General features: G+C 61.2%; 16 protein-coding genes. 7 read left to right on the top strand and 9 right to left on the bottom strand.

What is annotated here, in order from left to right; translation table 11 throughout:
- Positions 1-699 precede the first annotated feature (699 nt).
- From LCM4576_RS19060 to LCM4576_RS19095, 8 genes are all read right to left on the bottom strand, one after another.
- A complete protein-coding gene (locus LCM4576_RS19060) occupies positions 700-981 on the bottom strand; it encodes a hypothetical protein (protein WP_131803266.1) in 282 nt (93 codons plus the stop codon).
- Between the two features lie 56 nt (positions 982-1,037).
- A complete protein-coding gene (locus LCM4576_RS19065; RefSeq protein ID WP_041002680.1) occupies positions 1,038-1,349 on the bottom strand; it encodes a hypothetical protein in 312 nt (103 codons plus the stop codon).
- A gap of 177 nt (positions 1,350-1,526) precedes the next feature.
- Positions 1,527-2,222 (bottom strand): NAD(P)H-dependent oxidoreductase, encoded by a 696-nt coding sequence (locus LCM4576_RS19070; protein ID WP_198540268.1) that lies wholly within the window; start codon positions 2,220-2,222, stop codon positions 1,527-1,529.
- Positions 2,223-2,248: 26 nt separating this feature from the next.
- Positions 2,249-2,725 carry a DoxX family protein gene (locus LCM4576_RS19075; protein WP_041002678.1) on the bottom strand — a complete coding sequence of 159 codons (477 nt, stop codon included), beginning with the start codon at positions 2,723-2,725 and terminating at the stop codon, positions 2,249-2,251.
- Positions 2,722-3,519, bottom strand: a complete 798-nt coding sequence (locus LCM4576_RS19080) for a DNA-binding domain-containing protein (RefSeq protein ID WP_071033852.1) — start codon at positions 3,517-3,519, stop codon at positions 2,722-2,724. The genes LCM4576_RS19075 and LCM4576_RS19080 overlap by 4 nt, the downstream gene beginning before the upstream one ends.
- A complete protein-coding gene (locus LCM4576_RS19085; protein ID WP_083361434.1) occupies positions 3,506-4,540 on the bottom strand; it encodes a DUF692 domain-containing protein in 1,035 nt (344 codons plus the stop codon). The genes LCM4576_RS19080 and LCM4576_RS19085 overlap by 14 nt, the downstream gene beginning before the upstream one ends.
- 45 nt (positions 4,541-4,585) lie before the next feature.
- On the bottom strand, positions 4,586-4,855 hold the full coding sequence (locus tag LCM4576_RS19090) for a DUF2282 domain-containing protein (RefSeq protein WP_052467677.1): 270 nt from the start codon (positions 4,853-4,855) through the stop codon (positions 4,586-4,588).
- 234 nt (positions 4,856-5,089) lie between these two features.
- Positions 5,090-5,947, bottom strand: coding sequence for a patatin-like phospholipase family protein (locus LCM4576_RS19095; RefSeq protein ID WP_071033853.1), 858 nt, complete (start codon positions 5,945-5,947; stop codon positions 5,090-5,092).
- A gap of 203 nt (positions 5,948-6,150) precedes the next feature.
- On the opposite strand from LCM4576_RS19095, the gene LCM4576_RS19100 reads away from it, so the two are divergent.
- The 6 genes from LCM4576_RS19100 to LCM4576_RS19125 all read left to right on the top strand — a co-directional run bounded on the left by LCM4576_RS19100 (position 6,151) and on the right by LCM4576_RS19125 (position 10,479).
- On the top strand, positions 6,151-6,426 hold the full coding sequence (locus LCM4576_RS19100) for a hypothetical protein (protein ID WP_071033855.1): 276 nt from the start codon (positions 6,151-6,153) through the stop codon (positions 6,424-6,426).
- 189 nt (positions 6,427-6,615) lie between these two features.
- Positions 6,616-6,891 (top strand): hypothetical protein, encoded by a 276-nt coding sequence (locus LCM4576_RS19105; RefSeq protein ID WP_071033856.1) that lies wholly within the window; start codon positions 6,616-6,618, stop codon positions 6,889-6,891.
- A 198-nt stretch (positions 6,892-7,089) separates the two neighbouring features.
- Positions 7,090-8,004 (top strand): LysR family transcriptional regulator, encoded by a 915-nt coding sequence (locus tag LCM4576_RS19110; protein ID WP_071033925.1) that lies wholly within the window; start codon positions 7,090-7,092, stop codon positions 8,002-8,004.
- 190 nt (positions 8,005-8,194) lie between these two features.
- Positions 8,195-8,677: a cupin gene (locus LCM4576_RS19115; RefSeq protein WP_041002668.1), complete on the top strand. Its 483-nt coding sequence runs from the start codon at positions 8,195-8,197 to the stop codon at positions 8,675-8,677.
- A gap of 92 nt (positions 8,678-8,769) precedes the next feature.
- Complete coding sequence (locus LCM4576_RS19120) at positions 8,770-9,972, top strand: MFS transporter (protein ID WP_071033926.1); 1,203 nt, start codon at positions 8,770-8,772, stop codon at positions 9,970-9,972.
- A 42-nt stretch (positions 9,973-10,014) separates the two neighbouring features.
- Positions 10,015-10,479: a DUF302 domain-containing protein gene (locus tag LCM4576_RS19125; protein ID WP_041002666.1), complete on the top strand. Its 465-nt coding sequence runs from the start codon at positions 10,015-10,017 to the stop codon at positions 10,477-10,479.
- A 56-nt stretch (positions 10,480-10,535) separates the two neighbouring features.
- On the opposite strand, the gene LCM4576_RS19130 is transcribed toward LCM4576_RS19125, so the two are convergent.
- Positions 10,536-11,447 (bottom strand): LysR family transcriptional regulator, encoded by a 912-nt coding sequence (locus LCM4576_RS19130; protein WP_071033858.1) that lies wholly within the window; start codon positions 11,445-11,447, stop codon positions 10,536-10,538.
- Between the two features lie 252 nt (positions 11,448-11,699).
- Here LCM4576_RS19130 and LCM4576_RS19135 point away from each other — a divergent pair, with 252 nt between their 5' ends.
- A complete protein-coding gene (locus LCM4576_RS19135) occupies positions 11,700-12,482 on the top strand; it encodes a 3-hydroxybutyrate dehydrogenase (RefSeq protein ID WP_071033860.1) in 783 nt (260 codons plus the stop codon).
- Positions 12,483-12,486: the final 4 nt, after the last annotated feature.

Raw genomic sequence — 12,486 nt, forward strand, 5'->3', positions numbered from 1 at the left:
TGGTCGACAGCTTCGCGCCTTGCCGGGCCGATTTCCTGACGGCTCACGAATCCACATAGTCCTGCCGCGTGCCGCACTTGCAGTAGGTTCGAGAAWCTATAGCGGCCGCATCTCCACTACCGTCATTGCCAGCCGTCCCATCCGGGCGAAAGCCCCAGGTCAGGCGGGATGTTCGTGTAGGGGCTTTGTGACTGCCGGAGAGGATTTCGGCGTCTGTCCARTCGCCCGCATTGYCGCCTTGCGGGCCGCTGATGCCGGGTCAATCGTCCGCATGAGGTGGTCCATGCTTGCAGGCAGGTGTTTTATTGGGTCGAGTTCTCGCACTTCTGAAGCACCACGGGGTCATCGGCCGCAGCCCCGAAAACCATGCATGAGTCCTTGGCGCAGACTGTCCACCCCTCGCCTGTCGTTCCTGATGCAGCGAGCACGATGCGCATCCTAATGTTTTGGGATAGCAGGACTCTAAGTATTTTCGCCGGCTCGTAGTGGCGAGCTTTTTCCGCGATACGTCCGAGCTCTTTCAGGCCTGGGTGTTCCCTGCCTTCAGCCGAGGGAAGAAGACGACCGCCGAACGGGGGCCGGGGCGTTGTGCGGCTCGACGGTCGTCGGAGTRCAAGAGGCCATAGAGTCAGCAAACTGCGTTGCGGAGGCCTTAACCTATGTATCGTCGATTCGGGCGTCCTTGAAAATCACAAGCGTTTATAAGCCCCGCTCGATCTGGTGGGTCGGTACAAGCGGGCCTCGATTGCGCACGGCAAACAGCAGTTCATCCTCGTCCGTGAGCCCGTTCATGAAGAGCTTGATGATGTGGGCGGCAACTTTCTCGCACCGAGGGCTGTCAGCCGGAAGACCGCGCTCCTGGCTGATAGTCTTGTAGACGCGGGTGAGCATGTCGAGTTCGTCATTCGTCACGACCTGGCCGGGATACAACATAGCCTTTCCTCCTCGAAAGCCACCAAGCGCGAAGAGTGCGACAAACATGTGTATGCCACAATCAATTATGATGTGATCGGACATCCACCCCCGGCAGTACGTTTCTAAACGGCCGGCTTCAGGATCGGGAACTCGTTGCGGGTATCTTCACGGACGGAACGGTCCCGCCCACCGGCGAGCAGCGTCCTTGCACCGGCGCATCCCGACCCGTCATGGCACATCTCAGTGAATTGACGGGCGGCAAACCAGGGGCAGAATTCGTCGTCAATGGTGTCCAACCTGGCTAGCGGGTCATCGCGGGCCCGCCCCCAGTCTTGCAGATGCATCTGAAAATCCCTGGCCGGATCGGACAAGCGGCTGGCGAACAGCGAACGGACCTGTCCCTTCTGCTGGATATAAACGGCGGCTAGGGGCATCACCGTGTCTTTCCAACTGCGCCCCTTTGCCACCTCGCTCGCGAAGGTGGGGTCGGCCAGCCCGCGCAGCCGCGCGTTCTCGTCCTCCAGCGCCTACGGGGAAATAGAGATCCTAACGCCCCAATTCGGAATCAGGGTCAACGCGGCGTCATGTCTGGTGAACCAGAAATCTGGATTTCAGAACATATGTGGCATCGAAGTCCGCGAGCTTTGGATAGTCGATGGTTGGAGCATGCGCGAGGCTAAGAACCCTTTCGCGATAAAATTGAGGAAAAGCTGGCGTTCACGGTCGCCGATGCGCGCTGGCGCGTGCACAAGGAAAGGCTCGATCACGGTGAAGCCGACAAAATACAGCATACCGTGATTGATCGGGAAGAGGATTGAACCGATCGGGCCGTTCAGCCCTCCGTTGGAATAGATCGGCGCCGGACCGCCGATTGTGACGGAACACATTGCGCGCTTTCCGGCGAAGACGCCGCGATCATACCATTTGCCGTCGCCATAGATGCGGCCACCCGATGCAAACACGCGGTCAACCCAGCCCTTGAGAATCGCCGGCAGCCCGAACCACCAGAGCGGAAACTGGAGGATCAAGGCGCCGCACCAGAAAAGCTTGTCCATCTCCGCCTRGATATCGGAGGCAAATCCATCGTGAACGGCGGCATTCGCCTCCTCAGCTTGTTGGCGATAGTAATTCGCATTGCGCACGGTCGTGAAGTTGCGGCGATCCGACACCGGATTGAAGCCCATCGCATAAAGGTCGGAGATAACGACCTCGTGCCCGGTCGCAACCAGCGCTTGCTCGGCCGCGCGCGTTAGCGCGCCGTTGAAGCTGTTGGGCTCAGGGTGAGCGTGAACGATGAAGACGCGCACCTTTCGTTTCCACCTAACCGGAATGTCTATTTTCTGGATGCTGAAAGGGTCAGCTCGGCAAAGTGGTCGAGCGAAAAGACGCCGGCGCCGCGTGTCAGCACCAGAAGCAGTAACGAGGCCCAGAGCAGATGCTCGGCCCAGTTTTCCGGATAGACGAAGACCTGGATGACGGACACGACGCCGAGCAGCATCAGGGCTGCGAGCCGCGAGAACAATCCAAGGAAGATCAGAACCGAGCCGGTGATTTCCGCCGTCGTTGCCAGAGGCGCCGCAATCGACGGGTCGATGAAGGGCAAATTGTATTCGTTGGCGAACAGCTGCAGCGTCACTGGCCAGGACGCTAGCTTGCTCTGGGCCGACTGCCAGAAGACATGCGCCACCGCGACGCGAGCGGCGAGTTGGAGGAGCGAAAACGGTATATGTTCGGGCAGCTTGATGATGCGCCTGTAGAGGCCGACAAGGCCGATCGCGCTGGACGAGGAATGATCTGACATTGCGGTCATGACTGTCTCCATGGGTTTGAGTGGGAGTTCGCGACGGCTCGCACGTTGGTGACGAGCCCGTCGCCGAAAAGACGCACGAGCGCGGATACGAGATCGAAACCCGGATCGAGYGCCAGCGCGCGGCCGGCGGCATGTTCAAGGCCGAGGCCATGCTTCAGGGAGTGCAGGAAAGCGAAGTTCGCGCGATCGAGCTGAACGAGCCGGATGCTGTCTCCCGCTCGCCACAACGCCACGCGTTCGGCCCGCCTTGTCCAGCCGCCATGCCGATCGCCGGCGTTCTGCTGGTGCGCCGTCCACACGGACAGGATCGACCAATGCGAAACGATCAGCCTAAGCGATGGCTRCACCAGGATGGCGGGAGATGTGCCCAGATCCGTATTCTCGAAGTCTGCGAGACTACGGGGTGGCAAGGAAGCCGCATCGAGCGCTTCGGCGATGGCCCATTCGAGCCGCGCCGTTTCAGCGACGATCGGCATGTCGGATAACGTGTCAATTGACTTGAGGAAGCGCGGGAAGCCGGCGCCATAGCGCGCCAGTCGCGATTCCGCCGGCGGATGGCGTCGAATGAACTCGCTCGCTGCGTAGCGGAAGAAACGTTCGTCGACCAGGCGAACCGTGACCGGAAAAACCGCCATCAGCACGGCGGTCAGCGAGCTGCGGGTGTTGTTCTGGTAGATGCGCAGGCGTGCCAGCGGGTCGGCCTTGCCGGCGGTCAGCGCTTTCGCGGCGATCGTCGGTTCCATGGCCAGCACGGTGCGCGCCATGTTGGTCTGCAAGTGCTCAAGCGGCAGCATGGTATATCTCTTCAAGCGAGGGCGGCGCCAAGTAAACGGTGGGTTTCGCAACCCTGGCAGCTGCGAATGCCGCAAGGACGGGCATGCTGGTCGCCGTTTCGCGCTCGAAAGAAACTGGGATAGGCCTAGCCCGCGCTTCGGTTGCTTGGTCACGTCGCGCGGCTTGCTTGCGGCTGAACATGATCGAAGCGGTGAGCATGTCGGCCCACATCGCTTCGCCGAGCAGCACATCGAGAACGGGAACGTCGGTATCCCACTCGACCAAGGTTGGGCGCGGCCCGAGCCGCTCTATGGCATGCTGGTAGAGCGCCCAGACCACTGGCGGCACGCGCGAGCCRTGATCGTCGATCAGCACGGTGTCGGTCCCGACCTGGTTGGTCGCATGACCGGCAAGGTGGATTTCGCCGATGGCCTCCGCAGGCAACGCGTCGATGAAAGCCTTGGCGTCATATTGCAGGTTGTGCGCGGAAACATGGACGTTGTTGACGTCGAGCAGCAGACCACAGCCGGTCCGTGCCACGAGCGCTGCCAGGAACTCCGCCTCGTTCATCGAGGAGTCCGCGAAGGCCAGGTATGCCGACAGGTTCTCGATCAGCACGCGCCGCTTCAGCGTGTCCTGCAGCGTCCCGACATTGCGGGCAACGATCGCCAGCGCCTCATCGTCATAGCGCAGTGGTAAGAGGTCGTTGAGATAGGCCCCGTCCGCAACGCTCCAGGCGAGATGCTCGGAGACCRGATCGGGCTCGAAGCGCTCGCAGACCTTGCGCAGTCGCTCCAGATGATCGCGATCCAGGCCTTGCGCGCTGCCGAGCGACAGGCCGACGCCGTGCACGGACAGCGGGTAGATCTGGCGCAGCCTTTCCAGCGCCTCGAYGCCAGCGCCGTCACCCATGTAGTTCTCGGCGTGGACCTCGAGCCAGCCAGCCGAAGGGCGCCGCGTGAGCATCTCGGCGATGTGAGGCGAGCGAAGACCGATGCCTGCCGATGCGGGGATTGCGAGAGGTGAAAACATGACGGACATCGGTCTCCTCCATTCTGGTCTGGTTGGCTCGAGGTGGAAGGTTGGTCAGGCCTTCGGCTTATCGCTGCCGCCCGTGATCTTGGCGCAGCTGCCGGCAGGCACGTAGAGCCAGGAATCCGGCTGGTTGTCGGCGGTGGACGTGCCTGCGCAGGAATGCGTGGCGGTCTGGCAGTCGTTCTGGCCGGCTTTGACGACGCCGTAGCATTTCTCAAAGGCGAAGCCGGGCTTGGCGGCCGGGCCGCTGTATGCCGCCGTCGCGGCGAGCGTGGTGGCGGCCGCGAGGGCCGATCCGATGAGGGTCTTGGTGTTGATCACCGGCTTGTCTCCTGGTTGGCGTTTCGAGAGAAAGACCGGCCTAGAGGCCCGTCTGCGGATCAGTCTCTCCGATCGCGATGTCGAGCTGAAATGCTGTCTCGGCATGGAATTGATACGCGGCCACTATGTTCTGAAGAGCAGTGCGAAAAAGGCCCTCCGGCCGGGGAACCGGAGGGCCTGGCGCCTGCATTCGGGAGTATGCGAAGCAGGCGCGGCTAGGCGGGAGGGAAGCGCCTAGATGAATTGGGTTCTGCAGTCGAAAGTCGGGCGCTCATGGACGCGTGAAAGATCGGCCGCAAGCCAGTCGTCGGCAGATTGCCGTCCCCCGTCACGAATGTCAGTCAGCTCGCCCCAGTCGATCCAGGGTCTCAGAAGCAGCGGAGCTGCAGCTCGATATTGGCTGTCGAAGATCGCGTGAACCGCGRCACATCCGGTCGCGCAATGGGTAGAGGCGAGGCTGCGATCCGGACACCGTGCTAGAAATATCGATGGCTTGCCGGTGACCACAACACGTTGCTGAGCTCCGATTGATGCCGAAGACGAAAACTGCGAGATCTCGCCGTCGCCCCAATAGAGGTCGCCGTCGATCTCAATGGCCGGGGAAAGGAACGGAACAGTGGCCGCCGCCACGATAGCGTCGACCGACAGCTGCCCGCCCGAGAAAATCTTCAAAGCGTCTGTTCGAGCATTGATGGCCAGGACGTCCAGTTTCACGGGGCAGCATTCGTCGCGGATCCGCTTGAGGTCGATCGATTGTTCCAGCATCGAGCGCAGCAGGCTCGTTCTGTCGATGGCAAACATCGAGGCGTGRCTGACGCGCCGCCAGAAATTGGCGAGCGCCGTCCGCCCGCCGCGCCTGCCGCCGWCGCTCAGCCCATAGGCAAAGACCGCCGCTTGCATCGCTGCGAAGCCCGACGCGGTAACTCGGCTCACGTTGCAGTTCGGCTCGTCCAGCAGCCGGTCGAGCACACCCCAGACGAAAGCAGCATGCGCGTCGTTTGCCAGCACGATGTCGATCGTCCGATCTTCGACACCAAGATGCGCTGTCGGCGTGGCGGCTGCGACTGTTCTCACTTCCGACTGGGCAAGCATGATCTGGTCTCCATCCCCAAGGTCGCCGGCAAGGGCGATTGGAGAGAGACTGCCGCATCTTCTTGTTCAGCCGAAATGCCAAGGTGGCATGAAGTCCATAGGCAGATTGCATTGGCTGCCCGTCGTCGCGCGYCGCACTCTGTTCTCGATCAGGCTTGGCGCCGTTCACCCAAGCCGCGCCCGGAGTGCAAAGGAGATCAACGATGAGAAGAAAGCTTGCTTGCGTGGCCGTGTTTGCCATCGCCTTTGGCGCGAACCCGGCGTCCGCCAATCCATTTACCGACCTCRCCGCATTGCCGACCTTCTACACGGACGCCAYGATGAAGACGATGAAACCGATGGCTGGATTCAAGAAAGCCTGGTTCGCCCTGTCGAAGCATGACCGGGCAAAGATGACGAAGGCATGCGACGACCCGGCGATGCGCAAGCCCCATGCCCAATTCTGTGCCAATGTCCTCGCTTTGAGCGGAGTCAACTAGTGCCCTTGCCAGGAAGCATCTGTGGATGCAGAACCGGCATAGTCTTCATACGCAGATGGCATTGGCGAGTAGGTAGGTGATTGCGGCAAGGTTCGAGTCAGCAAGGAGGAAACCAGTAATTCTGAATTGCTGTCAATCAATCAAACGGTTGTCGATTGGACGACTACCAAACCAGAGAAGGACTTCAAAATGAACCTTAAAGCTATCTGCCTCGGCGCTTTCGCGCTTTCCATCCTGAGCGGCGTTTCCTTCGCCGGCATACTCGACGAGCCGGACAGCATGCGGCCCTTCTTCACTGATGCCAGCATGAAAACCATGAAGCCCAAGGCCGAATTCAAGAAGGCCTGGGAAGCAATGTCGAAGGAGAAGCGGGGCGCTATGATGAAGGAGTGCCAAGACGCAGCGATGAGCAAGCCGCACGCGGAATTCTGCGCCGAGCTCTATGCCCTCCGCGRCTCCAATTGACCTGCGAACTGCGACGGAACACCAGGAGGATGGCGGGCGCATGGCCCGCCATCCCCTTTTGGTGGCAAGAACAACCACATCCGCTGGATGCATGACCGATTGCTATAGACTTCATAGCCCTCCTGCATTGGCGAGCTGAAATCCATTGCGGCACTCTTCGAGCATGCAAATACATCTATGCAGCTGAGGACGATACGCATGGACATCCATCACATCCGCTACTTCCTCGCCGTCTGCGAGACCCGGAATTTCACGCGCGCCGGCGAGAAGTGCAACGTCACCCAGCCGGCGTTGTCGCGCGCCATCCAGCAGCTCGAGGACGAGGTCGGCGGCCTGTTGTTTCGCCGCGAGCGGAACCTGACGCACCTCACCGATCTGGGCGCTTTGCTCCGCCCCCGATTTCAGCAAATCCTGGACGAGGTGACCGGCGTGCGCCAGGAGGCGTCGAGATTCCTCTGCCTGGAGAATGCAAATCTCAAGGTTGGGGTGATGTGCACAATCGGTCCGCGACGATTTACCGGTCTGTTGGCGGATTYCAACCGGCGCCAGCAAGGCATCCAGCTGCAGCTTGTCGAGGGCGTGCCGRCATCCTTGTCGCAGCTGCTGGAAGCGGGCGAGATCGACGTCGCCATCATGGCGTCCAGCAACAGTTTTCCCGAGAGATTCGATGTTACGCCGCTCTATCGCGAGCGGTTCGTGCTTGCGTTTCCCAATGGGCATCGGCTGGCCCGCAACGACAATGTCGCCATCTCGGAACTCGACGGCGAGAACTATCTCAGGCGTTTGAACTGCGAGTATCGCGACTACCTTGCAGGCCTTTGCAATGAACGCGGTGTGAAGCTCAGGATCTCCTACGCCAGCGAACGCGAAGACTGGATTCAGAACATGGTCTCCGGCGGACTGGGTATCTGCTTCATCCCGGAATTCAGCGCCGTCATCCCCGGCTTGCAGATCAGGCCCGTTATCGATCCGGAGGTTTGGCGAGAGGTATCGCTTGTCGTTGTTGCCGGGCGCCGGTTTTCGCYGGCTACATCAACCTTCGTCAACAGCGTCAAGGCACACAGCTGGCCCGAAAGCGGCATCGATCTGTCGGTAAGGAAAACGGCCGCATAGCAAATCGAAGAAAAGAACTGGGCCACGCGTTATGTCGTGGCTCGGAATCTCGCGCCGATAAATGAACCACGATAGTTTTCAGGTATCGATTTAAGAGCCAGTCAGCATTTCTCTTTCGACGAGGCTCCGGTCACTCTCCTCGTCATGCCCCGCCTTCCGCGAATGGGCACCGACAAAGGAGAAATACGAGATGGCTACCAAGAAACTCAACCTTGCGTTCGCCCTGGGCATGCTGTCCGCGACCGCTGCATTTTCGGCGGCTCCGGCTTTCGCAGGCGACTGCCCTGCCGGGCAGGCCGCCACCACCGATGTCCAGGAACATCCCAGCAAGCCGGTCGGCGTCACCGACACGGTGCTTTCCGCAATCGACTTAAGCAGCAAGGGCGAAGCCTGGAAAGGCAACATGTTGCGCCTTCGCAAGCTCGTCGTTCAGCCCGGCGGCGTCGTGCCGTGGCATGAGCACAATGTCCGCCCGGCCAATATTCTGGTCGTCGAGGGCTCGATCACCGAATACCGCAGCACCTGCAAGGTCGGCATCGAGCATCCGGCCGGCGACGTGACCGCCGAGTTCGGCCAGCTCGCCCACTGGTGGAAGAACAACGGCAAGGTTCCGGCCGTGCTCTATTCGGCCGACGTGCTGCCGCCCGCGATGCACGATGACCACATGATGTGAGCCGCCGCCCGCAGCGGTGAAGTGATCCCAACATAGGAAGCCAAAGGTCCATCCTCGGGCGATTGCCCGAGGAAATGGCGACGGAGCCTGTCATGACGACGAGTGAACAGACCGAACCGACAAGGGTTCGCATTTTTGCAGCAGACAGCTGGCGCTTCGGYCTCATCGCGCTGATTGCGTTCCTGACGCTCGTTGACCTGTTCGCCACCCAGGCCATCCTGCCGTCGCTGGTGGTGAAATTCGGCGTCAGCCGCGCCACCATGGGCTTCGCCGTCAACGCCAGCACGTTCGGCATGGCGGTGGCCGGTATCGCTGTCGCGCTCTTTGGGCGCGGTATCGATCGCCGCAACGGCATCTGGATCAGCCTGGTCATCCTGGCGTTACCGACAACGCTGCTGTCGCAGACGGACAACATCGTTGTTTTCGCCTTGCTGCGCGTGGCGCAGGGCCTTTGCATGTCGACAGCCTTCACGCTGACGATGGCCTATCTGGCCGAGCATTTTTCAGCGCGGCAGACCACGAGCGCGCTTGCGGCCTACGTGACCGGCAATGTGGCCAGCAACTTTTTCGGCCGGTTGATGTCGGCGGCGGTCGCCGACACGTTCGGCATCTCCACCAACTTCCTGACCTTCGCCGCACTGAATCTGCTCGGCGCCGCTCTTGTCTGGTTCACGTTGCAAAAGACCTCGRCAATGATGCGCGCCGACCTGGACGGCCAGCCTGCCCGCACGGCCTGGAAAGCCCCGTTGCGGAATGTGGAGCTGCGCGCCTGTTTCGCGATCGGCTTTCTGATCCTGTTCGTCTTTATCGGCACGTTCACTTACGTGAATTTCCAGCTCGTCGCGGTCCCGCTTTCGCTCACGCCGATGGCCCTKGGCGCAGTCTATTTCGTTTTCCTGYCATCGATGCTGACCACTCCGCTTGCCGGCCGAGTCGCAGCGAGCCTTGGCCCCAGGGGAGGGATCGGAGCGACGCTTGCGGTGGCGATCATCGGTTTGCTTCTACTGCTTGTRCCAAATCTTCCGATCGTTCTCGTCGGGATGGCGCTCGTTGCCGTCGGCACCTTCCTGGCTCAGGCGATAGCCACGGGACATGTCAGCCGGACCGCATCGCGCGATCGCGCCGCTGCCAGCGGCATCTATCTGGCTTCCTACTATGGGGGYGGGCTCGCTGGCAGCTTCCTCATCGGACAGATCTACGACCGTGTCGGCTGGACTGCATGCGTGGCCGTCCTTGCCGCGGTTCTCGCCGGTGCGATCGCGATCGCGCGCGTGCTGCGAACGCCCAAGCCCTGAAACCAAAAACCGCAACTCAGTTATTCAACCAAGGAGACCGACATGAGCAACCATCTCAAAACTCTGCTTGCAGGCGCCGCCATGCTGATGGCTGTTGCCCTGCCGGCTGCCGCTTCGGACGGCGTCGTCACGGTGAAGAGCGACTATTCCGTCGCTGAAACCGTCGCCCGGATTAAGAAGGATGTGCTCAAGAAAGGCATCAAGTTCTTCGGCGTCATCGACCAGGCACAGCTTGGCAAGAATGCGGGCAACGACGTCAGGCCGTCACGGCTCGTCATGTTCGGCAATCCGGCGCTCGGCACGACCTTCATCACATCCAACCCCGAGGCCGGGCTCGACTGGCCCGTGCGCGTGCTGGTCTACCAGACTGCCGACGGTTCGGTTTACGCCGCCTACAGCGATTTCGACTGGATCGCCAAGCGGCATGGCATCACGGATCGTCCCGCACAGTTCAAGATGGCGACCGAGGTCATTCAGTCGGTCACCTCAACGGTCAAGAAGAACTGACGGACGGGCACGTAGCCGGGTATCGCGTAGGCATGCGACGATGCTGCCCGACAAACCTACTCGGCGGCGGACAGCGCCTTCACCCGCTCACCGAACCATTTCTTCTGCGTGGCCTCGCGCACCAATGCGCCGACCGCGGGCGAATGCCTGCGGCCGCGCACCGTGACGAGATTGACCTCGCGCCAGAACTCCGGCTCGGTGATCGGCAGAGGCACCACGCCGGGATGCTTGGCGGTATGTTCGGGCATGAACCCGAACCCCAGCCCCGCAGCGATCATCGCCAATGTCCAGTCGTCGCGATCGCTCCAATAGACCGGGCTGACCGTAACGCCCTGCTCGGCAAGGATGGCATCGGCGTAGCCCGCGAACTCGCAGTTGTTGCGGTGGATATAGCTTTCGTTGCTCATATCCTTCACCCGCACAACGCGCTGGTTGGCTAGACGATGGGCCAGGTGCACAGCCATCACCATCTGCTCCTGGAACAGCGGCAGGGAGTGCACTTCTTCATCGGGAACGTCTGAGGGCAACGCGTATATGGMAGCMTCGAGCTCACCCTCGATCAACCTTTTCCTGRGRCTCACCGCGCCCGCATCRCAAAGATGCAACTCGACGCCGGGATGGTGCTCGCGCACGGCTGCGATAAGCTCGACGATCTCGTCCGGAGCGATCGTGCTCATGATGCCGACCTTGAGCGGCATCTTCTTCAGCGTCACATATTGCTCGGCAATCTGCTTTGCCTGGCGTGAGTTCTCGAAGACGCCTTCGAGATAGCTCTCGACCATGCGGCCGAGCTCGGTAAGATGTGTGAAGCGGCGCTCACGGTGGAAAAGCGGCCCGCCGAATTCATCTTCCAAGAGCTTGATCGCGCGCGACAGCGCGGGCTGCGTGACATTGCACTGCTCGGCTGCCCTGGTGAAATTGAGCTCCTTGGCGACGGCCAAGAAGTATCRGACCTGGCTGATCTCCACTGCACGCTCCCCCTCACTGGACGCRCATACGGCACCGCCCGCATTGCGGCGCAATCTTACTAGCTGCCCTTACGTCAAACAACCCGACCGGTCGATCGGCGTCCGGGCTCGGAGCCAACGATCTGACCGTCAGCTATCGAATCCATGTCTCAACGGCATTTCCRCAGCTTGCGGCGGTTCACCATACTAATCCTCAGATCCAGAGCGAGCCCGCGCCGTGGCTCGTGGCCGCGCAACCAGAAGGAAAAGACGATGTTCAAAGGCAAGACAGCGCTCATCACCGGTTCGACCAGCKGCATCGGGCAAGGTATCGCCGAAGCCTTCGCGGCCAAGGGCTGCAACATCGTTCTGAACGGCTTTGGCGACGCCGCCGAGATCGAACGGCTTCGGGCAAAGCTCGCCGCCGATCATCGGGTCGCCGTTCGATACGACAATGCCGACATGAGCAAGGGCGACGCGATCACCTCGATGATGGACAAGGCCATCGCCGAGTTCGGCGCCATTGACATACTGGTCAACAATGCCGGCATTCAGCATGTCGCTCCGATCGATGACTTCCCGGTCGAGAAATGGGAAGCGGTCGTGGCGATCGATCTCATGTCTTCGTTCTACACGATCCGGCGTGYGTTGCAGGCGATGAAGGCGCGCAAATGGGGTCGCATCATCAACGTGGCCTCGGCGCACGCGCTCGTCGCCTCTCCCTACAAGTCTGCCTATRTCGCGGCCAAGCATGGCGTCGCCGGCCTGACCAAAACCGTCGCGCTGGAGGTCGCCGAACAAGGCATCACGGTCAACGCCGTTTGCCCAGGCTACGTGCTCACCCCGCTTGTCGRGAAGCAGATACCCGACACGGCGAAGGCCCGTGGGATCACCGAGCAGCAGGTGATCAAGGATGTCCTGTTGGCCRCGCAGCCCACCAAGCAATTCGTCACCGTCGAGCAGGTTGCCGCGCTGTGTCTGTTCCTGGCGTCGGACGAGGCGGCCTCGATCACCGGCGCCGTGATGCCGATCGAAGGCGGTTGGACCGCTCACTAGACCT

This window comes from Mesorhizobium sp. LCM 4576 (assembly GCF_001854815.1).
Classification (GTDB): Bacteria; Pseudomonadota; Alphaproteobacteria; order Rhizobiales; family Rhizobiaceae; genus Mesorhizobium; species Mesorhizobium plurifarium.